The 25,878-nt window shown below is 32.9% G+C and carries 29 protein-coding genes; 13 read left to right on the top strand and 16 right to left on the bottom strand.

Going from position 1 to position 25,878, the window contains the following annotated elements; translation table 11 throughout:
- Positions 1-27 precede the first annotated feature (27 nt).
- Positions 28-1,302 carry a bifunctional cobalt-precorrin-7 (C(5))-methyltransferase/cobalt-precorrin-6B (C(15))-methyltransferase gene (locus EU95_RS06480; protein WP_032521703.1) on the top strand — a complete coding sequence of 425 codons (1,275 nt, stop codon included), beginning with the start codon at positions 28-30 and terminating at the stop codon, positions 1,300-1,302.
- Positions 1,303-1,315: 13 nt separating this feature from the next.
- Here the strand turns inward: EU95_RS06480 and EU95_RS06485 are convergent, their stop codons facing one another.
- Together EU95_RS06485 and pheS are read right to left on the bottom strand one after the other, a co-directional pair.
- Positions 1,316-2,224, bottom strand: coding sequence for an NAD(+) kinase (locus tag EU95_RS06485; RefSeq protein ID WP_032521702.1), 909 nt, complete (start codon positions 2,222-2,224; stop codon positions 1,316-1,318).
- 70 nt (positions 2,225-2,294) lie between these two features.
- Positions 2,295-3,302: a phenylalanine--tRNA ligase subunit alpha gene (gene pheS / locus EU95_RS06490; RefSeq protein WP_032521701.1), complete on the bottom strand. Its 1,008-nt coding sequence runs from the start codon at positions 3,300-3,302 to the stop codon at positions 2,295-2,297.
- Between the two features lie 68 nt (positions 3,303-3,370).
- Here pheS and surE point away from each other — a divergent pair, with 68 nt between their 5' ends.
- The gene (gene surE, locus EU95_RS06495; protein ID WP_032521700.1) at positions 3,371-4,180 is read left to right on the top strand and encodes a 5'/3'-nucleotidase SurE; all 810 of its coding nucleotides are present in this window, start codon (positions 3,371-3,373) and stop codon (positions 4,178-4,180) included.
- On the opposite strand, the gene EU95_RS06500 is transcribed toward surE, so the two are convergent.
- The gene (locus tag EU95_RS06500) at positions 4,160-4,693 is read right to left on the bottom strand and encodes a DUF3611 family protein (RefSeq protein ID WP_032521699.1); all 534 of its coding nucleotides are present in this window, start codon (positions 4,691-4,693) and stop codon (positions 4,160-4,162) included. The genes surE and EU95_RS06500 overlap by 21 nt on opposite strands.
- A gap of 68 nt (positions 4,694-4,761) precedes the next feature.
- On the opposite strand from EU95_RS06500, the gene EU95_RS06505 reads away from it, so the two are divergent.
- The 5 genes from EU95_RS06505 (at position 4,762) to EU95_RS10235 (ending at position 7,424) form a co-directional block, all read left to right on the top strand.
- Positions 4,762-5,685, top strand: coding sequence for a bifunctional riboflavin kinase/FAD synthetase (locus EU95_RS06505; protein WP_032521698.1), 924 nt, complete (start codon positions 4,762-4,764; stop codon positions 5,683-5,685).
- Between the two features lie 7 nt (positions 5,686-5,692).
- Complete coding sequence (locus EU95_RS06510; protein ID WP_032521697.1) at positions 5,693-6,748, top strand: thiamine phosphate synthase; 1,056 nt, start codon at positions 5,693-5,695, stop codon at positions 6,746-6,748.
- On the top strand, positions 6,738-6,947 hold the full coding sequence (gene thiS, locus EU95_RS06515) for a sulfur carrier protein ThiS (RefSeq protein WP_032521696.1): 210 nt from the start codon (positions 6,738-6,740) through the stop codon (positions 6,945-6,947). Before EU95_RS06510 ends, thiS begins: the two co-directional genes overlap by 11 nt.
- Positions 6,948-7,058: 111 nt before the next feature.
- Positions 7,059-7,226: a hypothetical protein gene (locus EU95_RS09800; RefSeq protein WP_193742443.1), complete on the top strand. Its 168-nt coding sequence runs from the start codon at positions 7,059-7,061 to the stop codon at positions 7,224-7,226.
- Between the two features lie 66 nt (positions 7,227-7,292).
- Positions 7,293-7,424 carry a hypothetical protein gene (locus EU95_RS10235; RefSeq protein ID WP_275040480.1) on the top strand — a complete coding sequence of 44 codons (132 nt, stop codon included), beginning with the start codon at positions 7,293-7,295 and terminating at the stop codon, positions 7,422-7,424.
- 4 nt (positions 7,425-7,428) lie between these two features.
- Here EU95_RS10235 and larB read toward each other — a convergent pair whose 3' ends face one another.
- From larB to era, 4 genes are read right to left on the bottom strand one after another with little or no spacing between them, the layout of a single operon-like run.
- Positions 7,429-8,085, bottom strand: coding sequence for a nickel pincer cofactor biosynthesis protein LarB (gene larB / locus EU95_RS06520; RefSeq protein ID WP_032521695.1), 657 nt, complete (start codon positions 8,083-8,085; stop codon positions 7,429-7,431).
- On the bottom strand, positions 8,082-8,522 hold the full coding sequence (locus EU95_RS06525; RefSeq protein WP_032521694.1) for a TIGR03792 family protein: 441 nt from the start codon (positions 8,520-8,522) through the stop codon (positions 8,082-8,084). The genes larB and EU95_RS06525 overlap by 4 nt, the downstream gene beginning before the upstream one ends.
- Positions 8,519-9,739: a tRNA (guanosine(37)-N1)-methyltransferase TrmD gene (trmD, locus tag EU95_RS09575; protein WP_080728104.1), complete on the bottom strand. Its 1,221-nt coding sequence runs from the start codon at positions 9,737-9,739 to the stop codon at positions 8,519-8,521. The genes EU95_RS06525 and trmD overlap by 4 nt, the downstream gene beginning before the upstream one ends.
- Complete coding sequence (gene era, locus EU95_RS06530) at positions 9,740-10,651, bottom strand: GTPase Era (RefSeq protein ID WP_032521693.1); 912 nt, start codon at positions 10,649-10,651, stop codon at positions 9,740-9,742.
- Positions 10,652-10,689: 38 nt separating this feature from the next.
- Between era and EU95_RS06535 the strand changes: the two genes are divergently transcribed.
- Positions 10,690-11,217: a hypothetical protein gene (locus tag EU95_RS06535; protein ID WP_032521692.1), complete on the top strand. Its 528-nt coding sequence runs from the start codon at positions 10,690-10,692 to the stop codon at positions 11,215-11,217.
- Between the two features lie 52 nt (positions 11,218-11,269).
- On the opposite strand, the gene EU95_RS06540 is transcribed toward EU95_RS06535, so the two are convergent.
- The 5 genes from EU95_RS06540 to EU95_RS06560 form a co-directional block, all read right to left on the bottom strand.
- Complete coding sequence (locus EU95_RS06540) at positions 11,270-12,007, bottom strand: Bax inhibitor-1/YccA family protein (RefSeq protein WP_032521691.1); 738 nt, start codon at positions 12,005-12,007, stop codon at positions 11,270-11,272.
- 73 nt (positions 12,008-12,080) lie between these two features.
- Positions 12,081-13,037, bottom strand: a complete 957-nt coding sequence (locus EU95_RS06545) for a PhoH family protein (RefSeq protein ID WP_032521690.1) — start codon at positions 13,035-13,037, stop codon at positions 12,081-12,083.
- Between the two features lie 33 nt (positions 13,038-13,070).
- On the bottom strand, positions 13,071-13,418 hold the full coding sequence (gene rpsP / locus EU95_RS06550) for a 30S ribosomal protein S16 (protein ID WP_032521689.1): 348 nt from the start codon (positions 13,416-13,418) through the stop codon (positions 13,071-13,073).
- 54 nt (positions 13,419-13,472) lie between these two features.
- Complete coding sequence (gene ffh / locus EU95_RS06555) at positions 13,473-14,933, bottom strand: signal recognition particle protein (protein ID WP_032521688.1); 1,461 nt, start codon at positions 14,931-14,933, stop codon at positions 13,473-13,475.
- A gap of 47 nt (positions 14,934-14,980) precedes the next feature.
- Positions 14,981-17,092 carry an IMS domain-containing protein gene (locus tag EU95_RS06560; RefSeq protein ID WP_032521687.1) on the bottom strand — a complete coding sequence of 704 codons (2,112 nt, stop codon included), beginning with the start codon at positions 17,090-17,092 and terminating at the stop codon, positions 14,981-14,983.
- Between the two features lie 113 nt (positions 17,093-17,205).
- Between EU95_RS06560 and pdhA the strand changes: the two genes are divergently transcribed.
- Positions 17,206-18,279 (top strand): pyruvate dehydrogenase (acetyl-transferring) E1 component subunit alpha, encoded by a 1,074-nt coding sequence (gene pdhA / locus EU95_RS06565; protein WP_032521686.1) that lies wholly within the window; start codon positions 17,206-17,208, stop codon positions 18,277-18,279.
- Here pdhA and EU95_RS06570 read toward each other — a convergent pair whose 3' ends face one another.
- Together EU95_RS06570 and EU95_RS06575 are read right to left on the bottom strand one after the other, a co-directional pair.
- On the bottom strand, positions 18,280-19,221 hold the full coding sequence (locus EU95_RS06570; RefSeq protein WP_032521685.1) for an RpoD/SigA family RNA polymerase sigma factor: 942 nt from the start codon (positions 19,219-19,221) through the stop codon (positions 18,280-18,282).
- 139 nt (positions 19,222-19,360) lie between these two features.
- The gene (locus EU95_RS06575; RefSeq protein WP_032521809.1) at positions 19,361-20,926 is read right to left on the bottom strand and encodes a bifunctional ADP-dependent NAD(P)H-hydrate dehydratase/NAD(P)H-hydrate epimerase; all 1,566 of its coding nucleotides are present in this window, start codon (positions 20,924-20,926) and stop codon (positions 19,361-19,363) included.
- Positions 20,927-20,973: 47 nt separating this feature from the next.
- On the opposite strand from EU95_RS06575, the gene mnmA reads away from it, so the two are divergent.
- On the top strand, positions 20,974-22,131 hold the full coding sequence (mnmA, locus tag EU95_RS06580; RefSeq protein ID WP_032521684.1) for a tRNA 2-thiouridine(34) synthase MnmA: 1,158 nt from the start codon (positions 20,974-20,976) through the stop codon (positions 22,129-22,131).
- On the opposite strand, the gene EU95_RS06585 is transcribed toward mnmA, so the two are convergent.
- Positions 22,124-23,611 (bottom strand): acyltransferase, encoded by a 1,488-nt coding sequence (locus EU95_RS06585; RefSeq protein ID WP_032521683.1) that lies wholly within the window; start codon positions 23,609-23,611, stop codon positions 22,124-22,126. The genes mnmA and EU95_RS06585 overlap by 8 nt on opposite strands.
- An 86-nt stretch (positions 23,612-23,697) precedes the next feature.
- Here EU95_RS06585 and EU95_RS06590 point away from each other — a divergent pair, with 86 nt between their 5' ends.
- The 3 genes from EU95_RS06590 to sodX all read left to right on the top strand — a co-directional run bounded on the left by EU95_RS06590 (position 23,698) and on the right by sodX (position 25,221).
- Positions 23,698-24,270: an FKBP-type peptidyl-prolyl cis-trans isomerase gene (locus EU95_RS06590; RefSeq protein ID WP_032521682.1), complete on the top strand. Its 573-nt coding sequence runs from the start codon at positions 23,698-23,700 to the stop codon at positions 24,268-24,270.
- 76 nt (positions 24,271-24,346) lie between these two features.
- Entirely contained in the window at positions 24,347-24,820 is a 474-nt protein-coding gene (gene sodN / locus EU95_RS06595; protein WP_032521681.1) for a superoxide dismutase, Ni, read from the top strand.
- Positions 24,820-25,221 carry a nickel-type superoxide dismutase maturation protease gene (sodX, locus tag EU95_RS06600; RefSeq protein ID WP_428844178.1) on the top strand — a complete coding sequence of 134 codons (402 nt, stop codon included), beginning with the start codon at positions 24,820-24,822 and terminating at the stop codon, positions 25,219-25,221. Before sodN ends, sodX begins: the two co-directional genes overlap by 1 nt.
- On the opposite strand, the gene EU95_RS06605 is transcribed toward sodX, so the two are convergent.
- On the bottom strand, positions 25,180-25,851 hold the full coding sequence (locus EU95_RS06605) for a hydantoin utilization protein A (protein WP_032521679.1): 672 nt from the start codon (positions 25,849-25,851) through the stop codon (positions 25,180-25,182). The two genes, sodX and EU95_RS06605, sit on opposite strands and share 42 nt — an antisense overlap.
- Positions 25,852-25,878 lie beyond the last annotated feature (27 nt).

Genomic DNA, 25,878 nt, shown 5'->3' with positions numbered 1-25,878 from the left:
AATTTAGTTCCATTTCATTAAATATTGATGACTGAAGTTAATAGAATAATTCATGTAATTGGGATTAATTCTTATAAATTTGAAGATCTATCTTTCAAATTACAAAATCTATTTTTAAATACAGATAATATTGCAGTTCCCAATTCATATTTTGAAGAAATTAAATCATGGGGCGATAATGATCTAGAAAATAAGAAGTCATTTTTTTCGAGCAAAAGTAATAACGAACTTGTTAAATGGCTTAGATCTCAAAAGACTGATGTTATTTTAATTTCAAGAGGAGATCCACTTTGGTTTGGTATTGGAAGGATACTACTAGAAAATTTCTCAAAAGATGAATTACTTTTCTACCCTTCAAACACATGTATTCAATTAGCATTTAGTAAGTTAAAGATCCCATGGCAAGATACTGTTAATGTAAGTATTCACGGAAGAGATTCGACGAAGTTAATTGAGGCGCTTAGAGCAAGACCTTCAAGTTTGACCATTATTACAGATTCTAATAACAAAAGTTTAGAGGTAATCAAAAAACATTTATCAGAATTAAATCTGATTGACTTCTATGATTTTTGGCTCTGTGAAGAGATAGGCTTCGACAATGAAAATATACGCAAATTAAATCTTGAAGAGTCATTACCCTCTGATATATCATGTTTAAACATTGTTGTTCTTACAAAAACAAAGAAAATTTTTTCAAATAATAATATCCCTCTTTTCGGAATCAATGACAGTATTTTTAAGACTTTTGATGATAGACCAAATTTATTAACTAAAAGGGAGATTCGAGTTCAGATCTTAGCCGATTTAGAGCTGCCGGAAAATGGTGTCATTTGGGATATAGGAGCAGGTTGTGGATCAATTGGTTTAGAGGCATTAAAATTAAGGCCAAATTTAGACTTGATTTGTATCGATAAAAGGATTGGATCAAAAGTACTAATACTAGAAAACTCAAAAAGACTTGGCGTAAAACCTAAATTTATTTTTGAGGAAGACATTATTAAAACCTTGAACACGAGAAATTTAAGTTCTTTTGAAAAACCTAGTAGATTAGTAATCGGTGGATGTGATAAAAAAACTAAACTTCAAATTATTAATACCATGGCTCAAGGCATGAAAATTGGAGATATTATTGTTATCCCAATAATTGACATTGAAACTATTAAAGAGTTGAGAGAGGAATTAGAAGATAAAAATTTCAAAACAAGTTTAAATTTAATTCAGACCTATAAAAGCTTAAGTATCTCTAAGGGAATGAGATTAGAACCAAATAATCCTATTTTTCTAATAAAAGGAAAAAAATAAATTTTAGTGATTGTTATTTGTCAGGTTTAGCCACATGGGGTAAACCCCAACCTAGTTTATTTCTTAAAACTTGGAAAAATTCATGATCTTCAAGTCTTATAAACTTCACGGAGTGTTTACTTTTTCTTATTAAAACCCTATCTTCAGGCCAAACATAACAACCAGCATTCCCATCAACAACCATTACTAATCTTTCAGGAGTGGCCGGGAAAACAGTTACTGGTTCTGAATCATTAAAAACTAGTGCCCTTGATGCCAACGAATGTGGCGCAATTGGAGTTAATTGTACTACTGGACAATCAGGTGTAATAACTGGCCCTCCAGCACTCAGAGAATATGCAGTAGAACCAGTTGGAGTAGATAAAATTACTCCATCAGCTGAAATGTCGACAGGAGCATGTCGCCCTATAGAAATCTCAAAGTGGCACATACTTGTAAGAGGTTCTCTATGAAGAGCCATTTCATTAAGGCAAAGAGACTCCCATCTCCTTTGATCATTCCTCATTACACTAATGATAAAGCAAGTTCTTTCTTCAATATCCCAATTTCCAGCAATTATTTTATCTATAGCCTCATCTAGATTAGATAAATAAGCTTCCGCAAGAAATCCTAAATGACCAGTATTTATTGTAAGAATTGGAATTTTAGCAGGCGCTGTTTGCCTTGCAGCAGAAAGAACAGTCCCATCTCCGCCAAGAACAATTGCGAATTCCATTGACGAATCAAATCCATCGGGAACACAATTCGTATATCCCAAAGGACGAACATGTTGATCAGGATTAGCGAAGCCAACCATCCCTCCAGAGCTACTAACTCTTACAACTTCAAAATTAGATTTTTCCAATTTTTTCTGAACAGAAGTTGCAGTTTGAACAGCTAGTTCCTTTCCATCATTTACGATTAGTCCTGCTTTACGTACCAATCAAAATTTTAAAACTAGGACTATCTTAAACTAATTTGTTGGACAATCCTAATTTAAGAATTAAATACTATTAGAACTGTTCTAAGAATCTAATATCATTAGTATAAAATTTTCTGATGTCGTCAATCTGATGTCTTACCATACAAAATCTTTCAACTCCTAATCCAGCTGCAAATCCGGTCCATTTCTCAGAATCTATTCCTAATTTTTCTAGAACCTTAGGATCCACCATTCCGCATCCCATTACTTCTAACCATTTACCTTTCCATTGAACATCTACTTCTGCCGAAGGTTCAGTAAACGGGAAATAACTAGCTCTAAATCTTACAGGAATATCTCCAAAAAAGGTCTTTAAGAATGTAAGAACTGTTCCTCTTAAGTGACTAAAATTGATATCTTGATCGATACATAAAACCTCAACCTGATTAAATACAGGGGAATGAGTAGCATCTACAGCATCTCTCCTGTACACTCTCCCCGGGGCAATAATTCGTACTGGAGGAGGATTTTCCTCTAAGAACCTTATTTGTACTGGAGAAGTATGGGTCCTTAAAAGTTGATTTTCATCTAAGTAAAAAGTATCCTGCATATCTCTTGCGGGGTGATTTTTAGGTATATTGAGAGACTCAAAATTATAAAAATCAGTTTCTATTTCAGGGCCACTCTCAACTGAGTATCCTAAACCGCAAAAAATATCTATTATTTCATCTTGAGTTGAAATTAAAGGATGTTTATTTCCAGGGAGTGTTCCAGTTGAAGGGATAGTTACATCAATTGTTTCTGTTTTAATCTTTTTTTCTAAAGCTTCACTATCTAGATGATTTTTTCTTTCATTTATTAATTCTTGCAAATTTATCTTTATTAAATTTGCCTTCTGGCCAACAATTGGTCTATCAGCAGCAGATAATTGACCCATTGTTTTCAAGATAATTGACAACTCACCTTTTTTTCCTAGCATGGAAACTCTTAATTGATCCAGTTCTTCATGAGTATTAGCATTATCTATATTATTTTTTGCTATTAGAGAAAGATTATTTAGTTTTTCCTCAATTTGACTTAATGATTCAATCTGACTCACTGATATAGTAAAAATAAGTATTACTTTATCTTACTTAAATATCGTCCATAAATAAAATTTATTGATTAATGAAACCGTTGAATATATTAATTAGCAATGATGATGGTGTTTTTGCAGCGGGGATAAGAGCTTTAGCAAAATCAGCGCAAAAAAGGGGGCATAATGTAAAAGTAGTATGTCCTGACCAAGAAAGATCAGCTACTGGTCATGGTCTTACTTTACAATCGCCATTAAGAGTGGAAAGAGCAGATGAATTATTTGAGAAAGGAATTGAAGCCTGGGGATGTTCTGGCACGCCTGCGGATTGCGTCAAATTAGCACTATCTGAACTATTGGATAATAAACCTGATTTAGTTCTATCTGGAATAAATCACGGGCCCAATTTAGGAACAGATATTTTTTGTTCAGGAACAGTGGCCGCAGCCATGGAAGGCACTTTAGAAAATGTTCCCTCCATGGCAATAAGTGTAGCTAGTTTTAAATGGAAGAATTTTGAATTTGCTGGAGAAATTGCAATGAATATTGCAGAACAAGCCATCAAGGATAGTTGGCCACCCTCTCTTCTATTAAATTTGAATATACCCCCTTGCGAGGAAAGCAAAATAAAAGAATTATCCTGGACAAGGTTATCAATAAGAAAATATAAAAATCAATTTTCTAAAAGAGAAGACCCGAGGGGTGATGATTATTACTGGTTAGCTGGTGAGGTAGTTTTAGATCTCAAATCAAAAGGTTATGGTCCCAAAAATTGGCCTAGTGATGTATCTCAAATACAAGATAATAAAATATCACTTACACCTGTAGAGCCAGATTTATTTTGGAGGGGTAATTTAGAAGACTTACCTAAAATTAAAAATTCATTTGTAAATCCGTCTTAAAAGCCATAAAGAAAAGCAAAGTCCAAAAAAATGAGCAGCAATAACTTGTGTGTTACTAAGAACTGATAATATTTCAAGTCCAGTAATTGGGATGTCAGATGTCGCTGTTATCAATTGTCCAGTGGTCTGAGAGGATGCCTGTATAAATAGTGCGCCCATAAGAGCTTGATATCCAATTAATCCAAACAAAATTCCTAATAAATCGACTATGAGACCTCTTTTTATTAATTTGCTGGTTTGTCCTCTTGAGGGTCTTGCGTTGCTTGCGATTGCTCGTCCTGTTCTGACTATTAACCAACCTTGCCAAAGACTAAAAAGTAGTAAAATCAAAGATATTGTTGTAAGTGACAAACCAGGCGCTAACCCTAGCTGCCCTTCGCTATTATTTACAACATTTGAAAAAAGCAAAACAGCTGCAACAACAGCACCTAAAATGGATTGAACCCAAAAGCGTATCCATCCAATGCGCCGCATTCCAAATGAAAGGGACTGAAAATCAATTTTGTCAGACATTCATTTGATTGAATAAATTATAATCTATTCAAATTTGCCATCAAAATCATAAAATTGCACGTAATCTTTTGATCTCTTTAATATCACCATCTGAAGTTAAGAATCCTACTTCAATAGCCATTGGAAGTTTTGATGGTCTACATGCTGGCCACAGAAAATTAATTAAAAGTGTAGTTGAAGAAAATCATTATGTCCCGACAATTGCCAGCTTCTGGCCTCATCCCAGAGAAGTTCTTTACAATGAGACGCGTCTTAGACTTGATCTCCCTTATGAAAAACTACCTATTCTTGAAGATCTCGGGATTGAACAATTAGTTCTGATTCCTTTCAATAAGGAACTATCCAAATTAAGTGCAGAAATATTCGTAAGAGATATTTTGATTAATCAATTACAAGCAAAAAATATTTCTGTAGGTGCTAATTTTAAATTTGGTTACAAAAGAAGTGGAGACATAAGTACTATAAAAAATACTTTAAAAGATACGGACATAAAACTAAAAATAACTCCAATTTTAAAAGACAAAGAAGGTAGAATCAGCAGCAGCAGAATAAGAGAATTATTAGAGAAAAGTGATCTTAAAAATGCTTTCAAAATGCTTAATAGGCCTTATAGTTTTAATGGAAAGGTTGTTAAAGGTAAAGGGATTGGAAAAAAAATAGGATGGCCTACCGCGAATCTTGAAATAGATGGCAGGAAATTTCTTCCTGGAGAGGGTGTCTACGCAGCTTGGACAACTATCCAGAATTCCAATCAAAAAATTGAATCTGTTATGAATCTCGGCTCTCAGCCAACAATTAATCCTATATTGCCATCTGCAGTTGAAGTTCATTTAATAAATAAAGATATAGATCTATATGGTTTAAATCTTTCTATAGAACCAATTGAAAAGCTTAGATCTCAAATCCAGTTCGAGAATTTAGATCAACTCTCAGATCAAATAAAAAAAGATAAAGATCATGCTCTGAGAATTTTTAAACACAACAAAAAGTAAATTACTAATGCTGAATTTCAATACTGCGAAAAATGAAGATTTAAGAATTTATCAAATTATTGACGCGAATCTTGATAGAGCTAGAGAAGGATTAAGAGTACTAGAGGATTGGTCTAGATTTGGTCTAGGAAAAGATAAATATGTAAAAAGGTTTAAAAATTTTAGACAAATTTTAGGGAAAAATCATCTAGAAGTTTATAAACAATCTAGAAATCATGTTGAGGACAAGTGTAAAGGATTGACTCATAAAGAACAAATCAACAGAAAAACCGCAGAGCAAATTATTAGTTCTAATTCAGGTAGAGTGCAAGAAGCATTAAGAGTCATAGAAGAATTCTCAAGGCTACATAATCATGAGCTTTCAAAAATCGCTTCAGAAATTAGATATGAAATTTATACTATTGAAATTGACTTATTAAATTTAAGCCAATGTAAGAAGTCTGAGCAAATATTAAAAGAAAATGACTTATATGTAATTACAGATCAAAAAGACAATTTACTAGAAATAATAGAAGAGATATTAATTGCGGGAGTAAGAATCATTCAACATAGATTTAAAACGGGAACTGATAAAGATCATCTTCAAAAAGCAATTCAGATTAAAAACCTATGTAAAAGATATGATTCTTTGTTCATTGTTAACGACAGAATTGATATTGCTCTAGCATCAAATGCAGATGGTATCCATTTAGGTCAAGATGATTTTGACTTGAAAACCGCAAGAAAATTATTAGGATATTCAAAAATTATTGGTATAAGCGCAAATAATGAAATTGATATATCTAACGCTATTAAGCAAGGTTGTAATTACATAGGAATAGGACCAATATTTGAAACTACAACAAAAAAAGACAAAAAACCTATAGGTATTGAAAAGATCAAAACATTAACAAAAGATTTAAATATTCCTTGGTTTGCTATTGGAGGAATCAAATTAAATAATATTTCATATTTAAAAAAAAATGGGGTTAAAAAAGTTGCCTTAGTTTCGCAATTAATGAATTCTAAAGATCCTAAAGAAGACGCTATTATGTTTATAAAAGAGTTGTCTCATGAAAATTAAAGTAAATGGAGAAGAAAAAAAAATAGAACTTGATCAAGAAAATGCTTTACTGTCTAAAGTCCTAGATTTAATGGGATATAAACCCAACACAATTGTTGTAGAGTTAAACAATTTAATTGTTAATTCAATAAAATGGGAAAAAGTAAAACTTAAAGATGGTGATAATCTAGAAATTGTTTCAATAGTTGGTGGTGGTTAAAAGATAAAATTTTTCACACTAAAAATCTTCATAATTTTTTAAGTTTAGACTTGAAACAATAGCCAAATTTTTTCAATTTTCGTTTTATATTTCTATTACCTTAAAAGAACAATGAAAGAAAAAATTGATAGTAATTCAAGGTCCTTAAAATGGGAGCAAAATGGGGAGTTAGCCCATAAAGACTTATCTGAGTTAATAGAAAGATTAAAGAATGTAGAAAATGAACAAAACTCTTCTGAATTGTCTAGATTAGGTACAAAATCAAACATTAAAGATTAAATTTGTTACTAAGATCTTGTTTTTAAAAAAATTTGTACCAAATTAAAGTTACTGAATAATAAATAAATGCCTAAAAGATTTCCAGAGTGGGTAAATACAGAAGTCGTAATAAAGGCAATCAAATTGAGAGAAGAAGGAATGCTCTCTAAACAACTAAATTTATGGATAGAAAACCTATTAGAAATCGAAAAAAAGTAAATATTTAAGAAATACTTTTAATAATTCTAAGAGCTGCCATCGCTGCACCGTAGCCATTATCTATATTCATAACTGCAATACCTGGGGAACAACTAGACAACATGCTATTTAAAGCAGTTTCTCCATCCTTACTAACACCGTAGCCGACTGAGACAGGTACCGCGATTATCGGTTGTGCCAACAATCCTCCCACAACTGTCGCCAAAGCCCCTTCCATTCCAGCACAAACTATTAAAACATTATATTTATTAATTTCTTCCAACTGACTCATTAATCGATGAAGTCCTGCTACTCCAACATCAATAAAGGATTGACTATTCACTCCATAAATTTTAAGCGCTAATTGTGCCTCAAGTGTTACGCCCAAATCACTTGAACCTCCTGAAATTATGGCAACTTTTTTATTTGTATTTATTTTATTCAGATTCTTCCCAATTATTAGGCAATTTGCTTCTTCATAGAATTGTGCATCATCGTACAAATCTAAAAGATAATTAGCCTTTTCACTATTTATCCTGGTAATGAAAACAACCTCATTTTTACTTAATACACTTTCAGATAATCTCTTTAATTGGTCGATACTCTTATCTTGACCCCAAATAGCCTCAATAAGTCCAAGTCTCTCCCTTCTTTGAAAATCAAACTTGATATCAAAATTCATCTTTGCTTATCCAACTCTCCCTCATAAATCAACTCAAAAGGATTTTCTTCTAAATTGAGAGCAGCTTTAACATTATCTTCAAATTTTTGTTGGACTTCATTTACTTCTGACATTGGTATGCTTTTCCATAATTTTTTACTTTCCCAATTTACCAATATTAAAGCTTCTTCTTTTTCTTTATCCCAAAATAATTGTCTCCCTAAAAAACCATCTTGAGAAGATAACCATGGCTCCCATACTTCGTTTTCAGCATTCAACCATGCTGCTTTTACATCAGCAGGGACTTTAAGTCTTAATTCCTCTGTGACCATTTCACCTTGATAATTATCCATAGTAAGAGCTTTTAAATTGGGAATATCAGATTGAAGAATTAAAATCACTAAGCAGATTAATACTAAACAAAATCTTTGAAATTTTTTTTTCAAATTTAATTTCATTTTTTTTCAAGTAGTACTACTGAATGGCAACTTATACCCTCCTCTCTCCCTTCAGGACCTAATTTCTCATTCGTAGTTGCTTTAATCCCAATTAAATTTTCATCAATATTTAAGATCTTAGAAATGTTTTTTTTCATTAATTTTATATGTGGCATGATTTTTGGCCTTTCTACAACAAGGACACTATCAATATTATTTATTTCCCAGCCATCTCGTCTTATCAAGTCAATTACTTGTGATAACAAAAATAAGCTATCAGCATTTTTCCATTTTTCATCAGATGGTGGGAAATATTTTCCTATATCGCCTAGAGAAAGTGCTCCCAATAATGCATCCATTATTGAGTGACTTAAAACATCAGCATCACTATGACCATCCAATCCTAAATTTTCGGGATGATGCATTTTTACACCTCCAATAATTAAGTCTCTATCAGCTACTAGTCTGTGAATATCGTATCCATTACCTATTCTAAATTTCATAAATTGATTAGATTCTATTATTATTCTCTTACTTTGTGGCAATTTTTTATAGTTTTCATTTGAAATTAAGTCACTTCTTCTCTCCAATGTTCTTTCAATACTTTTTTGCCTTCTCCACAATTTAATCTCTTCATGGTTACCGCTTACTAAAATATCTGGCACTTTCATATCTTTAAAACTTAATGGCCTCGTGTATTGAGGATATTCTAATAAAGAAGAATTATGACTCTCATCCATTAAGGAGTCCGGATCACCAAGAGTTCCTGGTAATAATCTAGTCAACCCATTAATTATCGATATAGCAGGTATTTCACCTCCAGAAAGTACAAAATCGCCTAATGATATCTCTTCATCAGCTAAACATCTAATCCTTTCATCAAAACCTTCATATTGACCACAAATAATTATTATTTGATCCAAAGTGGACCATCTCGTAAGATCTTTTTGCTTTAAGACTTTACCTTGTGGTGTCATCAACAGAGTTTTACTTTTAGGTGATTTTCTAAGTGATTCATATGCCTTATAAATGGGTTCAGGTTTTAGTACCATTCCTGCCCCTCCTCCATAAGGCTTATCGTCTACTTGTCTGTAAGAACCTTCACCAAATTCTCTTAAATCATGCAAATTTACATTTATCAAATTCTTATCTAAAGCTCTTGTTATGACCCCTAAATTATTTAATAATTCAAAGGCTTTAGGGAACAAAGTAATTACATCAAAATTAAAACTACTCATCTAGAAGTCTTCCTCATAACCAAATTCAATTAACCTTTTTTCTTTTTTTCTCCAATTTGGAACAACTTTCACAAACAACTCTAGGTGGACTGGACCATCAATCAATTCTGACATATTTGACCTTGCTGATTGACCAATAATTTTTAACATTGAACCTTTCTTCCCAATAAGAATTGCTTTTTGAGTTGATCTTTCAACAATAATAGTAGCCAAAATAGCTGTAAATCTTTTGCCATTTTTTCTTTTCATTTCCTCTATCTTTTCTATCTTTACTGCAACACTATGAGGTACTTCTTCTCTTGTATTTCTCAAAACCTGCTCTCTTACTAAATCAGATAATAAATTATCTAATGGTTGGTCACATATAGTCTCTTCGCTATAAAGTTTTGGTCCCTCTGGAAGATAATTAAGTGCCATATCGATTAGTTCAGAACATCCTTCTCCTTGAGAAGCACTTACAATTTGTAAGTTTCTATTTTTTCCAAAAAATCTTCTATATTGTTCCAATCGTAAATTCCTAAATTCTTTATTAACCAAATCCCACTTATTTAGTGCAACAATAAACTCAGTTTTATTTGCTATTAAAAAGTTCAATATATATTCATCGCCTCTCCCAGGTTCTTCACTTGAATCAATAACAAAAATTACCATATCTACACCATTAATTGCAGATTTTGCATTTTTTACTAATATCTCTCCAAGTCTATTATGAGGTTTATGAACACCTGGAGTATCGACAAAAATTATTTGCCCATTTTCTTTAGTAAGTATCCCTTTTAATTTATTTCTAGTAGTTTGCGCTATTGGAGAAGTAATTGTTATTTTTTCTCCAATCAATTTATTTATTAAAGTAGATTTACCCACATTAGGCCTTCCTAGTAAAGTTACGAACCCAGATCTATAATTGTTCAAAGACTATTAATGCATCAATAATAAAATTCTGATCAAAAATGACAAAAAAAACCATAAATTTAAAAGAAGCTTCGTTTACCCAAGCAATAAATATTTCAGCACAGTGGTGCAAAGAATGGGAAGAAGATTTACTTAGCGATGAGGTTTTAGCCGATAGAATATCAGAACTAATTAAAACAAAAATTGGACTCAGAGGATTTTTTGCTTATGCTTTATCAGATAAAGAATGTTTTTTATTAGATAAACTTCCTTTTTCCTTAATTTTCAAACTTAACGAAGGTGGTGAAGCTGTAGTAGAAATCGTAGTAAAAAATTTAATAATGAGCAGCGCCCAAATTATTATTCATCGAAGAAAAAATAATCATGAATATGAAATGACTTCAGAAAAAATTTCAGATAGATGTAAAGAAATTTTGAGACTACTAGAAACAAAGTGTGTTACAAAGACTGTGAATCAAGTCCTTCAAGACTTAGACAATATGGGGAATAGTTTTGATAATTCAATAAAATATGATTCAGAACAAAAGGCATTTATAAGAAAACAAATTCTTGATATCGCCCAATAAAAAAAGCGTAGAAAAAATCCTACGCTTCGAATTAGATATTAAGTTTATTTATTTAGTCTCTTCTTCCACCACCTTGAAGTGCAATCATTAATCTCAATATGAACACGAAGAGATTTATGTAAGTCAGATACATACCTAAAGCTCCTGCTAAGTATTGATCATCATTGTATCTTCTAGGCATTGTATAGAAATCTACAAAAGACATTGCAACAAATAAAACGGTTCCGAAACCTGCAATTATCAATTCAAGTCCTGAACCTCCAAAAACTCCAGGAGCAAAGAAACCTCCAATTAATTGGACAAACATTGCTATGAGAAGTCCTATCAACCCAAGGCCAACAACTCCAGATAGTGCCTGACCAACACTATCACTCATTCTTTGCCCAGTATAAGAGGCAATGACGAAAGTTATACCTGTAGCTAATGCGGCTGTTCCAACCGAACCAATACCAATTGTTCCTATTGCTAAAGCTACTATTCCACTCAAAGTGAATCCAGTTAGCAAACTAAATCCTGTTAGTAAAGGTAAGGCCTTTGCATTATTTGCATTATTTGCAGCGCTTGTCGCAATAAAAAACAAAATAAGTTCGGCAATTAAAGCTAAAATTGAGAGAGGCTGGAAAAGTCCTGGGTTTGTCGCTATCAGTGATACACCGGCTAAAACACCTAAAGAAGTCAGTACCATACCCCCACCCACGTAGGGTAAAGCCTTTTGCACCACATTAGGTCCAACAATGGAACTAGTTTGTGCTTCACGAATAGCTTGATTAAAATTACTACTTGCTGGCATTTTTTTAAATTGTAATAGTTTTATTCTACTTGATTTTTAAAATTTCAGGGTACGGATCACCATAGCTATGGGGTCATTGATAAGCCTCAATAATTTTCTGAACTAAAGGATGACGCACTACATCTTCAACAGTTAGATAACAAAATTTTATACCTTCGGTTTCAGAGAAAATTCTTGATGCTTCGATTAGGCCACTTTCCTGATCTTTTTTTAAATCAATTTGAGTAATGTCTCCATTAACAACCATTTTCGATCTCTCGCCTAATCTGGTTAAAAACATTCTCATTTGAGAGCAAGTTGTATTTTGTGCTTCGTCCAAAATAATCAAAGAATTTTCCAAAGTTCTGCCTCTCATAAATGCCAAAGGAGCAACTTCAATAATTCCTTTATCGATCAACGAATTTGTTCTATCAAATCCAAAAATACTATGTAAAGAATCAAATAGGGGTCTTAAATATGGATCTACTTTTTGTTGCAAATCTCCTGGCAGAAATCCCAAACTTTCACCAGCCTCTACGGCTGGTCTGGTTAAAACAATTTTTTCTATTTTTTTCTCGTTTAATAGTCTTGCAGCACAAACAGTTGCCAAAAATGTCTTACCAGTTCCTGCTGGGCCAATTGCAAAGGTAAGGTCAAAGTTTTCAATTGATTCAACATATTCTTTTTGTCTTAGAGTTCTTGGTCTCAAATATCTTCCCTCTTTGGAGCGAGCGAGAACTTTTTTCCCAAGTTCAGCATGGGAAGATGACTCTCCCATATTTAAAGAACTTAAAGCAGCTTTAAGATCTACCTCTGGGACTTCTAAACCTTGTTCCCAAATAGGTCTTGTCAGCTCCACCAATGCTGATGCTCTTTCAATTTTAGATATTACACCGTTCATTTCAAGTTGTAAGCCTCTTATGGTTAAAGAAACTCCTGTAAGAGACTCAAACTTTTTTAAGAATGAATTCCCAGGTCCAGATAATGCTGTTGCAGCATCAGAGCTGGGCAAATCAATTGTGAAGTGACCAATTTTGGAAACTTCTTTCATCTAGTTATTATATTTGAAAAAAAATTTATCAAACTACTTGCTTTCAGCTTCATTACTATCACTTTCATCAACTTTAGTTTTAGCTTTAGCTGCTTTTTCCTTCTCTAACTTTGCTTTGCCAATTGCGATAGAGGGTCTTTCTATTTTTTCCAATAACCCTCCTTTTTCTAATAAAGTCCTAACAACATTAGTTGGCTGAGCACCCTGAGTGAGCCTTGCTCTTAAAGCTTCGGTGTCGAGCCTAGTTTCCTTAGTTCTTGGGTTGTAAAAACCTAGTTCTTGTAAAGGTCTACCATCTCTTCTGGAAGTACTATTGCATGCAACAATTCTGAAACTTGCCTCTTTTTTCTTTCCAAAGCGCTTAAGGCGCAATTTAATCATCTTAAATCAATGCGTTTTTAATAATAATATCATTTAAAGGTAAAAATTTAGAAATTATAAATCAGCAAAACCTTTTTTCTTCTTATTATTTTTTTGTTTTTTCATTGGTTTATTACTACTCATTCCTCCCATTCCTGGCATTCCTCCCATTCCTGGCATTCCTCCCATTCCTGGCATTCCTCCCATTCCTGGCATTCCTCCCATTCCTGGCATTCCACCATTTGACATTTGTTTCATAAAACCTCTCATTCTTTGAAAATCAGCTAAAACTTTATCTACATCTTTTGCCTCATAGCCACTACCCTGAGCGATCCTTTGTCTTCTTGAAGGCTGAGCAGCAAGCACCTCAGGTTTTTGTTTCTCCTCAAGAGTCATTGAGGATATCATAGATTCTATTTTCTTCAGTTGGTCCTCTCCATCTTTTATCATCCCTTCATCGATTTTATTCATTCCAGGTATTAATTTTATTAATCCACCAAGTGATCCCATCCTTTTAATTAATCTCATTTGCTTAACAAAATCATTAAAATCAAAAGTTGCTTCTTGAAGTTTCTTTTGCATAGCTTCTGCATCAGCAAGCTCAACTTCTTTTTGGGCTTTTTCAACAAGTGTTAATACATCACCCATTCCTAAAATTCTGCTAGCCATTCTTTCTGGGTGGAACGGTTGCAGTGCCTCTATTTTTTCACCTACACCAATAAATTTGATAGGTTTACCACTAATTTTTCTTATTGACAAGGCAGCGCCTCCTCTTGAGTCGCCATCCAACTTAGTTAATATTGCTCCTGAAATGCCTACTTTTTCATGAAATGACTTTGTCAAGTCAGCAGCTTCTTGTCCAATCATAGAATCAACAACAAGTAAAACTTCATCAGGATTAGAAACTTCTTTTATCCGAACCATTTCACTCATCATTGAATCATCAATTTGCAATCTTCCTGCAGTGTCAATAATTATCGAATTAAAATCATTTTCATTCGCATAATTCAACGCTTCCTTAGCAATCTCTTCTGGTTTACTATTTTTTTCTTTAGCTGAAAAAACTTCTAAATCGTATTGACTTCCTAATGTTTGAAGTTGTTCTACAGCTGCTGGCCGATAAATATCTGCAGCTACTAAAAGAACTTTTTTTTCTTTTTCCTTCAAATAGAGGCCTAATTTTCCTGTTGCAGTTGTTTTACCAGCCCCCTGTAGTCCAGCCATTAAAATAACGGTTGGACTATTTTCATTTTCTTTTAATGGAGAATTTTCATTTCCCATTATGTTAATCAATTCTTTATTTACAACTTCTATAAATTTTTGACCTGGGTTTACCCCCCTAACTACTTCTTCTCCAATAGCCTTATCTTTGACATCAGATATAAACTCTTTTACTACAGATAAACTAACGTCTGCATCAAGTAGTGCTCTTTTTACTTGATTCAAGGCATCATTGATATTATTTTCACTAATCTTTGCTTCGCCTCTTAAACCTTTTACTGCGTCTTCAAAGCGTGATGAGAGTTCATCAAACATTATTAAAAAGAAATTTTAAATATTATAGATGATCTTGAAGTTTCTATTTATAAGCCGCTTACAAAATCAACTAATTTCCATGATTTATTAGAAAAACCTAAAATATATTTAACTTTTAACGGATTCAATATCGTTTCATTAACAAGTTCTCCAGAACTCTTTACTATTCTTTCTAGATAATTTAATTCTACTAAAACAACAATCCTTGAGGAGGTTTGAGATTCTAAATCTATCTTCATTATTTGAGAATAAATTTCTTTATAAATTCCTTTCTTGATATCATTTTTTCTTTCTTCAATTGTCCTATCAATTAAACCATTGTTAACAATCTTGGAAAGATTAATTTCACTCTTTCCAGCTAAATAATTACTTTTACTTTGAAGCCAGGCATTAATTAAATTTCTTATCTCATCTAAAGAAGGAGAGCTATTAGTTATTTTATTTACTTTAAACGATACATTTGGAGTAATTTCCCCAGATATTGAGTTTGATTGCTTTGGAGATTTAGATTTCTTCTTTATTTCTTGAATATTATTTTTCTCGCTAACCTTTTTATCTCCAACTATAAAAGGTTGATCTACAACAGGATTACCTTGAATTGAATTTTTGGAATTATTTCTTAAAAATCCAATCCCAATACCAAATGTGAATAGGATTAAAAACGCATATATATAAATTAGATATGGTGACTGACTAAAAATTTTTTTGTGACTTAAAAATTCGCCAAAACTAAACTTAAATTCTGCAATTTTTTCGATTAAGTAACTATAAACCTCTATAGGTTTATTTTTAAAGTTTTTCTTATTGAACTTATTCTCTTCGGTATCAAACTTTTCGTATTCTTGTTTAATTTTAATGCCCCCTGGCCAAGGCAATTTCCTTTCATCAATATTAATCAATGCATTATCAACATTTTCAGTGATGTTTATCGAAGATTCTTGTCTTAACTGTTCGTTTTGAAAATTTGATTTAATTGTAGTCTTGATTGATTTCTTTTCTAATTTTTCAATAAATTCCTGAATTTCCCTATCTTCAAACCAAGAATCTAAATCCACCTCTTTTGAGTCAATATCTCTATAACCAACTAAAACATCGTTCTCCAACCAATTTTTACAGAAAATACATATCGCTTCTAACTTGTTTCCTGGATAATTATTAAGCCAATCTCTTAAATTCTCATCAGAACTACTAGAGAACCTTGCAGAAGCTTGATCAATATCCGCCAAAAGTAGATCTAGACAACCAATAAGAGGCATTGAATCTAAACCTGATAAATTAAGCTTCTTTAGTATTCTCCTTGCTTCAAATAATTTTTCAGGTTTTCTTCTTGAAAAGCCAATAGCTGTTAAGGATAGGAAAGCTAAAAATCCTGCTTCTAATGATCCTCTTTTTTGTAATTCAAGAAACAAATCTATTTGTTCTTGGACTGTCAAAAATGGTTTTATTTGTTGAAAAAAAGTTTCAAATTCTTGCTGACTAAGATAATCCTTATACTCAGATTTATTATTACCCTCTAAACCACCTCTTTTAATTATTAAATTTTCCAACATACTTAAACCTTTTTTATGAGACTCCTGATCATTTAAATCCCTACTTAGTAGATCTAGAATCCTGTAAGGAAGAAGAGAAAGCAAGTCTTCTTCAAGCTCTTTTCTTCTATCACCAAGTTTTCCCATTCTTTGAAGAAGTTGAATACCCTCTTGTAAAAAGTCTGCCGCGTTCGAATAAGATCTAAGCTGTTGTTCTTGAATCGCAGAATCTCTAGCTGTTAAAGCAGCCAATAATGTTAAATCAGCTTCTCTACTACTTCCTAAAGCTGGAGTTTGTGGAGGCTGCAACGCTTTTCTTGTGATTTTAAAAGCTTCTTTAGAAGAACCTGATTCCCAAAGAAGTATTAATCCTGCTACTTCTCTATTTGAAGAAAACTCCAGTCCAGACTCACCATTTAATAACAAATTTTCATATTCTCTCCTGCTTTCTGGATCTGTAAGTAAATCCGCAGTTAGTCGAAGTAACTCAGATCTTTGGGTTAAAACTTCGTAAGTAAAACCTTCATCGGGTGTCTTATCTAACCGTAATTGAAACGCCCTTAATATTTCCTCAGATGATGCAGAGGGGCTTACGCCAATTAAACGAAAATGGTCTAAAGGAAGTTCCAAGCAAATATCCTATTGAAAATTCTTAGATAAATTTTATCAAGTTAAAAAATTTTTTCATAAGGTCTTACAGAGTTATTAAAAAAAATCATGAAAATTGCCCTTCACGGCTTAGAATGTTAACAAATCAAAACTTCATTAAGGTATTTTTCTTGGAAACACACGTAGAGAGAATCTCAAATCTTCAAGACTTTAAAAAAGCCGAACTAGATCGAGAAACAGGATTATTTCTTTATGAAGATATGACTCTTGGTCGAAGATTCGAAGATAAGTGTGCAGAGATGTATTACAGAGGAAAAATGTTTGGTTTCGTTCACTTGTATAACGGTCAAGAGGCAATAAGTACTGGCGTAATTGGCGCTATGAAAAAAAAACATGATTGGTTTTGTAGTACCTACCGCGATCATGTTCATGCACTAAGTGCAGGTGTTCCCTCCTTTGAAGTAATGAGTGAACTTTTTGGTAAAGCCACAGGTTGCAGCAAAGGCCGAGGAGGTTCCATGCATTTATTTTCAAGAGAGCATCACTTACTTGGAGGATATGCATTTATTGGAGAAGGAATTCCAGTTGCTTTAGGAGCAGCCTTTTCAAGTAGATACAAAAAGGAAGTTGCTTGTGATAAAAGCAGTGATTCAGTAACTGCAGCATTCTTTGGTGATGGAACTTGCAATAATGGACAGTTTTTTGAATGTTTAAACATGGCGCAATTATGGAAATTACCCATAATTTTTGTTGTTGAGAACAATAAATGGGCCATCGGTATGGCTCATGACAGAGCTACTAGCAATCCTGAAATCTGGAGAAAAGCCTCTGCTTTTGGAATGCATGGCGAAGAAGTAGATGGAATGGATGTATTAGCAGTTAGAGGAGCAGCACAAAGGGCAATTGAGCGTGCAAGAGCTGGAGAAGGGCCAACACTTTTAGAATGCTTGACTTACCGATTTAGAGGACATTCTCTTGCAGACCCAGATGAATTAAGGTCTGAGAAAGAGAAAGAGTTTTGGGGGAAAAGAGATCCCATTAAAAAATTAGCGCAAGAAATTATTGAGGGTAAATTTGCAACGGAAGAAGAATTAAAGAGTATTGATAAGAAAATTGATACCGAGATATCAGAATCTGTTAAAAATGCTTTGGAAGCGCCTGAGCCCCCTTCAGAAGAATTAACTAGATATATTTGGGCTGAAGATTAATTAAATTCCGCTAGGCAATTTTCTAGTTAAATTTCTTAACTTTCTTAATGCCTTCAATTCAACCTGTCTAACTCTTTCTCTAGAAACTTCTAATAATCTTCCTATTTCAGCAAGTGTGTGTCGCTCATTCCCATCTAATCCAAACCTTAATTTAAGAACATGCTGTTCTTGCTCACTTAGGTGACTTAACCACTTCCCAAGTTGCTCTTGATGCATTTTCTGCTCAACTTGATCTAAAGGCTCTTCATTATTACTATCTGCAATTAAATCTCCTAAAAAGCTTCTGCCATCATCACCATTAACTGGTGCATCTAAACTACTTGTTGATAAAGCCTGTCTCAAAACAGAATCTAATTCCTCCACATCAATTTCCATTGCTTCTGCAATTTCAATTCTGCTTGGCATGGCACCAAGTTTGTGTGCTAGATCCCTACTAACTTTTCTTATAGATGCTAATCTCTCGCTTAAATGTACCGGCAACCTGATTGTTCTAGATTGACAAGCAATTGCTCTTGTCATACTTTGTCTAATCCACCAGAAGGCATATGTAGAAAACTTATATCCTCTTGTCGGATCAAATTTTTCAACAGCCCTTTCTAAACCAAGAGACCCCTCCTGAACTAGGTCAAGAAGTTCTAAACCTTTACCTTGGTATTTCTTCGCTACACTTACAACTAATCTAAGATTTGCTTTCATCATTCTCTCTTTTGATCTTCTGCCAATTTTTATTGTTCTTTTTTCTTGTTTAGAGAATTCTTTATTTTTTTCGTTTAATTGACCATCTTCAGTAAGTATCATCATTTTCTGAACTTGATTACCCAATTCAATTTCTTCAGAAGGAGTTAATAAAGGTACTCTACCGATATTTTGCAGGTACCAACTTATAGGATCATTTCCTCTTCTTTTTTGTGGTTCTGCTTGTGTTGGAATAGATGAAACCATTTTTAACCCGCATAAGGTATTAAAACTTTCCTACATTTTTTTAGAAATAGCCGAATATTTAATGCGCGCTTCAGATTTCATGTAATATTTGTATATTTATGTGTTTAAAACTATAAAAAACTCGCCTTAATTGTTTCTTTCAAGATATTTGTCTCATTTTTCTATTTCTCATTAATTTAGATAATTCATCCCCAATAGCGAATGCATTTGACCCAGTTTTGCACTTTGATGAGGCAAATGAATGTAAAAGAACGTACTTAGCAAAAAAATCAGTTGTTATATTTCTGCAGATGGTTGAATCAATGGCAGAACTGCCCGCTACAAATCCAGATAAGAGATCACCCAATCCAGCCCTAGCTGTCTGAGAATCGGTCCCAAAAAGTTGCCATACCTTTTTTTGGTCAGCAACTATACTGTTAGCTCCCTTTAACAAAATACTAATATTAAACTCTTTTGCCGCTTTAAAAGCCATTCCGAGATTAGTTTCACATTTAATTTGTGGGAATAACCTTAAAAATTCTTTGCTATGAGGTGTAATCCATGTTTGGTACTTTCTTTCTAAAAAAAATTTAGATCCTAATTTAGATTCTGAAATTCTATTGAGCGCATCTGCATCCAAAATCAATAATCCTTCAAAATCCATAAAGTAATCTTTTGATTTTTGCCAATCATCATTATCAATTCCTATTCCAGGGCCTACAGCTATTGAATCATACACACTTAGATCAATATCCTTTAATGCACTGAATAAAGATGCAGTACCATTTTGATTCGATTGCATAGTTCCTTTTAAAACTATTTCTGGAGCAACTTGCCAAACAGAATCAGCAATTGACTCAGGTAGGATTGCAGAGATATAACCTGCTCCGCTTGATATGGCACCTTTTAATGTCAAGTATGCAGCTCCTGGATACTTTCCACTTCCGGCGATTAATAATGTTCTCCCTCGTCTATACTTGTTAGAATTTTTGGGTAGAAAAGGTAGATCAATATTTTCCACATCACTATAGGTAACCTTAAAAATCTTTTTTTCGATATTGAATAATTTTTTAGGAGGTATCCCAATATCGATATGCTTCAATTCTCCAATAAAAGGTAAAGCAGAATCTTGCAACAATCCAACCTTACAAAGACCAATGGCTAATGTGTAGTCTGCCTTTACAGCATTATCTGAGAAAGGCTGCCCTTTATCTGGACATAATCCTGTAGGAACGTCTATGCTTACAACCTTTCCTTTTTTATTATGAAATTTCTGAAGAAACAAATTAATTAATTTGCTATCAACTTTTCCTCTTTGATTATTTCCAAAAACCGCATCAATCCAAAGTTCTTTGCCCTTTGCATCAGGAGGTTCTTGTAAATTTTTTACACCAATAGATGTAAGATAATTAATATGGCTATTTGTTAGTGTTTTTTTTACAGGGAATGGGCACCATACCTTGACTAGATACCCTTTCAAAAAAAGCTCTCTAGCTATTACTGCACCATCCCCGCCATTATGCCCAGGACCTATAAAAACAGTTATTCCATGCTTTAGAAGAGGTTTCTTTTTTAAGAGCCATCTACTAATTTGGATACCAGCTTTTTCCATCAATGCTTCTTGTGGCATTCCAACAGAAAACATTTCTTTCTCTAATATCAACATTTGCTTTGAATCAACAATTAAATGTTTAAAATCAATTGTTGGCCATACAATTTTGTTCATAATTAGTACAAAGCAATTGAAGAACTGTTCAAAAAATTTAAACTTCCATGTTAAAGACACAAAAGGATAAAAAATTAGAGAACTTTTTTTCTTCTAATAATAAAACTAAAAAGAAGAAAAATATTATTGTAGGTCTTTCTGGTGGCGTAGATAGCTCCCTTTCAGCTGCTCTTCTTGTAGAAAGAGGCTGGAATGTTGAGGGACTAACTCTTTGGCTAATGAAAGGACAAGGCTCCTGTTGTTCTGAAGGATTAGTAGATGCTGCTGGCCTTTGTGAAGATTTGGGAATTAATCATAAAATAATAGATTCAAGAGAAATTTTCGAAAGGGAGGTAATTAAAAAAACTACTGAAAGCTATGAGAAAGGATTCACTCCACTGCCATGTTCGATGTGCAACAAGAATGTGAAGTTTGAAGAGATGCTTAATTACGCAATAAACAAAAAAGAATTTACTCATATTGCGACCGGACATTACGCAAGGATAAAAAAATCATCTTATGCTGAAACACTTGATTGCAAGAGCTTTGTATTTAAGGACTTCCTTCTTCTAAGAGGTGCTGACGAAAACAAGGACCAAAGTTATTTTCTTTATTCTCTTTCACAAGAAGTACTAAGCAGATTAGAATTTCCTCTTGGTGAAATGAAAAAAGAAGAAACAAGAAAGGAAGCCCAGAGATTAGGCCTTAGAACTGCTCAAAAACCAGAAAGTCAAGATTTATGTTTAGTTGAGCATTATGGATCAATGCAGAGATTTATCGACAAACACATTGAACCCAATGGAGGAGAAATTGTGCATGTAAATGGGAAAGTCCTGGGAACGCACAATGGAATTCAGCACTTTACAGTAGGTCAAAGAAAAGGTTTGGGCATCGCTTGGCCTGATCCATTATATGTAAAAAGTTTAGACAGGGTAAAAAACATAGTTTATGTAGCAGATAAAAGTGATCTATTTAATAAAGAAGCAATAATTACTAAGGTTAACTGGGTTTCAATCGAGGAACCTAAGCAAGAGATACAAGTAGAAGCACAAATAAGATATAGAAGTCATCCTGTAAAAGGAACTTTAATCCCTTTGAAAAATTTAGATAATCCAACTAAAACATTTAAATTAATATTTGAAGAAAGTCAAAGTTCAGTAACACCGGGACAAGCTGCAGTTTTTTATACAGGAGAAATTTTATTAGGTGGCGGATTAATTAATTAATTTTACAAAATAAATTTAATCCCATAAAAAATATAAACAATAACAAAATAGGTTTATCTCCAAATTTTGTATAGAAGGTCTTGTCGGATGAAAAATTGGGGAAAACTACTTTATTTTGCTCCACATTTAAATCTAGAAGTTTAATTATTTTCCCATCATCTTTAACTAAACCCGAAGGACCAGTGTTTGATACAAGTAGATTATCTTTTTTATTTTCAATACTTCTCAATCTTGCCAAAGACAGGAATTGATTATAAAGCTTAGTTGGATAGGGATCTAAATTTGCTGCAGTTATTATTAGTTTTGCACCGCTATTAATAGCCTTTCTTATTTTCAATCCATCACTAATTTCATAACAAATAGCTACTGCCAGAGGTTGTGTAAATTTTGGATCAAACAATCTTGAATCAGAGCCAGGTTGAATTCCTCCTACAGCAGATAATCCTCTTGAAAAACTATCTAGAAATCTAGGTATTTTTTCACCTAATGGAACAAGTCTATGTTTATCTATAAATGAGTTTAAAGATTTATCTCCAACTTTAAATCCGAGTAAAGAACTTCTTAACTCATTATTAAAATATCGGAAACCTCCTGCCAAGGTATTAACCTCAAAGCCTTTAGATAAATAAAAATTACTATTTAAAGTCCCTTCAGGAGCAACAAGAAGTTTCACTTTGTTTGATAAAGCATACTTTTGAGCGATAAATAGCTTTTCTTCAATAAATTCATCATTTATTTTTAATTTTTCTCTTGTTGGTATATTAGTTTGCCAAATAGCTACTGGATATTCATAATTTCTTTTAATTGGAGTTGTTAAACCTCCAAATAAATGTAAGAAAATAAAAACCAAAAGTCCTAAAAGAAATATTTTTTTAAAGTAAAGTTTTCTTTCCCATCTACCTTGAATATAAAAAATCCAAAATCCAATCAATATTTGTAATACGCATAAACCACTTGCACCAATCCATCTTGCTAAACCAGCAAGATAAATATCACCTGGGATAAGACTCTCTCCTAAACCTATCCAAAAAAAAGGTGTTTGAGAAAGTATCAATTCACCAATACCCCAAGTCAAAGCTAAAAAAAATACTTTTACTGTTAAAGATAATATTTTCATTTTGAAAACATCTTCTTTCCAGAGAATGATTTCAACTAACAATCCCCATAAATAAACTAATATCCCACCCAAAAAAGCGCAAAATAATAATATTAGAATGGTGATTATTAAACTTGTAAGCCATGAAAACCCAAGCCATGACAATGGATGAAGATCATAAAGCCAAGAATGACTTATCAAGATAAAGAAAAAACCCCAACAAAAATTTGCTATTCTCCTATCACTTCCCTGCCATAAAATAAATAATGATATCGGCATAAAAATCAGCCAAAAATGATTTGAAACTGAAATTCCTCCTAAAATCCCCCCTAAACAAGGGTAAAAATATTGTCTTAGACTTTTTATTTGAGTTGGGATTAACAATCTAAAATTACGAAATTAAATTTATAATCACCCATTTATTGTACCTTCATTCAGTAGACTAAGATTTAGTAACTTTCAAAATTTAAGTGAAAGAAGTCTTTATCAGTTTTGCAGTTTTTGTTTTTTGTATTTCATTAACTCTTTTCAGTCAATTTAATTCACCTCAAGTTGTTAATGCTGCTGAATCAGAAACCCAGTCAGTTCAAAGAACACCTGTTGCAAAATCATCAAATGTCTCAAATAATAATTTATTTGAGCTAGACCCATCTGATCCAAATCCTATACTTTTCGCTATGGCAGAAGAAACACCATCAGACAACAATTCAAGGACTACAGAAAGTGGTCTAATTATTGCAGATATCGTAAACGGGGAAGGAGATGAAGCTAGTGCTGGACAAACTGTTACTGTAAATTACACAGGAACACTAGAAGACGGGACACAATTTGATACCAGTATCGGCAGAGCTCCATTCAGCTTTCCCTTGGGTGCTGGACGAGTAATAAAAGGTTGGGACGAAGGTGTAGCAGGCATGAAAGTTGGAGGCAAAAGAAAATTAACAATACCTCCGGAACTTGGATACGGATCAAGAGGAGCTGGAAATGTAATTCCTGCTAATGCGACTTTAATATTTGAAGTTGAATTATTAAAAGTCAATTAAATTAAGTAAGAAAAATATCTAAGACTTTTCAATTTAGTTAATATCCAAGTAATATATACAACACCAAATATTTGAAATGTTAAGTAAATTATTCAATTCTTTTCTAGATAAAAAATCCCCAATGACAGTCCATGCTCACTGTGATGGTCCTTGTGGTGTTTACGACCCAGCTTCTACGAGAGTTGCAGCTGAAGCAGTTTTATCAATGACAAAAAAACTTATTGCATTAGAAGCTCCTTCTAGCACTGATTCAGCAGAGTGGGCTTCATACAGTAATACATTTTCTAGATATGTTGCAGTCAAAGAAGAGCAAGCAAAAGAAACAAAGAAAGAAATTCTAATTTTGTGGACAGATTATTTTAAACCAGTTCATTTAGAAACTTATCCAGACTTACATGAAACCATTTGGAAGGCGGCCAAATTATGCAGTGCATGCAAAGTTAATATTGACTTAGCCCAAGCTGAAGAACTCATGAGTTATGTAGAAAAAATTCATAATATTTTCTGGGCTTCAAAAGGAAGATCAGACGCTTTTGTAAAAGCTAGTTAATCAGAGTTATTTTCAAAAGTTTTTTTGATATTATTTTATTTTTTTTAGGTTCAAGAAAAACCGCTATCATTAGAGGTGAATCGATGTTTCCTTACCTAAAAGAAGGTGACATTGTATTTTTTAAAAAATATAAAAAGAATAAATCAATACTTAAAAATCGACAAATAGTTATTTTTAATCATCCAATTAAAAATAAAAACCTAATAAAAAGGATAAATTCAGTAAACCAAAATAACGTTGAGGTTATCGGCGACAATATTGAATTTAGCGAAGATAGTAATAAATTTGGATTAATCAATAACGAAAAAATAATTGGGATTGTCACCTCTAAATTAATTATTCCTAAATTAAAAAATTTTTTAATTCAAAAAAACAGAAGCACTTCTTTGAATCCAAAATAATCCCAAAGAAAAGGAAAGCCCTCCTGCTATGGCTATTAATCTTTTAATAAATTTTTGACTTGCTTTAAAGGTAGTAAAAGATATTAAACAAGTAAAAAGATTCATACTTATGAGTGAACCAATCAAATATGAAATCAAGTATAAGCAAGCGCTTGTTAAAGGTAGTGCTAAAGCAGGAAGAACTGCAAGAAAATGTGAACCTCCAGCTATACCGTGTAGCAAGCCTAAACCAGTCAAAGCATGTGAGTGCTTATTATTATTTTTTTGTTCCTTAACATGAAAGTGAAAGTGACGATGGGCAATTCCATTCTCATGCTTATGGGAATGCGAGTGGATACTTAATTGAAAAGAATTTTTTATAGCAAATACTCCAACAATTAGAAGTGAGATTCCAACTAGGAATTCGGCGATACTGGAAAATTTATTTAATGGCGTAATATCCTTAATAAAAATCGCTAGAAAAGCTAACAAGAGGACTCCTGATGAATGTCCCAAGCCCCATGAGAAACTATTTTTAAGAGCTTTTTGGGGATTATTAATCGCTGCTGGTGCCATTGCAATTAGATGATCAGCGCCACTAACTACATGCACAAATCCTGCAACTATACCTGTTAAAATTACAGCCTGCATATATATTCAGTACAACTTTGTTTATTA

The organism is Prochlorococcus marinus str. MIT 9201, from assembly GCF_000759955.1.
Classification (GTDB): Bacteria; Cyanobacteriota; Cyanobacteriia; order PCC-6307; family Cyanobiaceae; genus Prochlorococcus_A; species Prochlorococcus_A marinus_G.
This window is presented reverse-complemented; position numbering and strand designations above follow the sequence as displayed.

Coding starts and splice junctions, on each gene's coding strand:
- EU95_RS06480 (WP_032521703.1), top strand. CDS start 28: ATGACTGAAGTTAATAGAATAATTCATGTAATTGGGATTAATTCTTAT.
- surE (WP_032521700.1), top strand. CDS start 3,371: ATGAAACCGTTGAATATATTAATTAGCAATGATGATGGTGTTTTTGCA.
- EU95_RS06500 (WP_032521699.1), bottom strand. CDS start 4,693: ATGTCTGACAAAATTGATTTTCAGTCCCTTTCATTTGGAATGCGGCGC.
- EU95_RS06510 (WP_032521697.1), top strand. CDS start 5,693: ATGCTGAATTTCAATACTGCGAAAAATGAAGATTTAAGAATTTATCAA.
- thiS (WP_032521696.1), top strand. CDS start 6,738: ATGAAAATTAAAGTAAATGGAGAAGAAAAAAAAATAGAACTTGATCAA.
- EU95_RS09800 (WP_193742443.1), top strand. CDS start 7,059: ATGAAAGAAAAAATTGATAGTAATTCAAGGTCCTTAAAATGGGAGCAA.
- EU95_RS10235 (WP_275040480.1), top strand. CDS start 7,293: ATGCCTAAAAGATTTCCAGAGTGGGTAAATACAGAAGTCGTAATAAAG.
- larB (WP_032521695.1), bottom strand. CDS start 8,085: ATGAATTTTGATATCAAGTTTGATTTTCAAAGAAGGGAGAGACTTGGA.
- EU95_RS06525 (WP_032521694.1), bottom strand. CDS start 8,522: ATGAAATTAAATTTGAAAAAAAAATTTCAAAGATTTTGTTTAGTATTA.
- trmD (WP_080728104.1), bottom strand. CDS start 9,739: ATGAGTAGTTTTAATTTTGATGTAATTACTTTGTTCCCTAAAGCCTTT.
- EU95_RS06535 (WP_032521692.1), top strand. CDS start 10,690: ATGACAAAAAAAACCATAAATTTAAAAGAAGCTTCGTTTACCCAAGCA.
- EU95_RS06540 (WP_032521691.1), bottom strand. CDS start 12,007: ATGCCAGCAAGTAGTAATTTTAATCAAGCTATTCGTGAAGCACAAACT.
- EU95_RS06545 (WP_032521690.1), bottom strand. CDS start 13,037: ATGAAAGAAGTTTCCAAAATTGGTCACTTCACAATTGATTTGCCCAGC.
- rpsP (WP_032521689.1), bottom strand. CDS start 13,418: ATGATTAAATTGCGCCTTAAGCGCTTTGGAAAGAAAAAAGAGGCAAGT.
- ffh (WP_032521688.1), bottom strand. CDS start 14,933: ATGTTTGATGAACTCTCATCACGCTTTGAAGACGCAGTAAAAGGTTTA.
- pdhA (WP_032521686.1), top strand. CDS start 17,206: ATGTTAACAAATCAAAACTTCATTAAGGTATTTTTCTTGGAAACACAC.
- EU95_RS06570 (WP_032521685.1), bottom strand. CDS start 19,221: ATGGTTTCATCTATTCCAACACAAGCAGAACCACAAAAAAGAAGAGGA.
- EU95_RS06575 (WP_032521809.1), bottom strand. CDS start 20,926: ATGAACAAAATTGTATGGCCAACAATTGATTTTAAACATTTAATTGTT.
- mnmA (WP_032521684.1), top strand. CDS start 20,974: ATGTTAAAGACACAAAAGGATAAAAAATTAGAGAACTTTTTTTCTTCT.
- sodN (WP_032521681.1), top strand. CDS start 24,347: ATGTTAAGTAAATTATTCAATTCTTTTCTAGATAAAAAATCCCCAATG.
- EU95_RS06605 (WP_032521679.1), bottom strand. CDS start 25,851: ATGCAGGCTGTAATTTTAACAGGTATAGTTGCAGGATTTGTGCATGTA.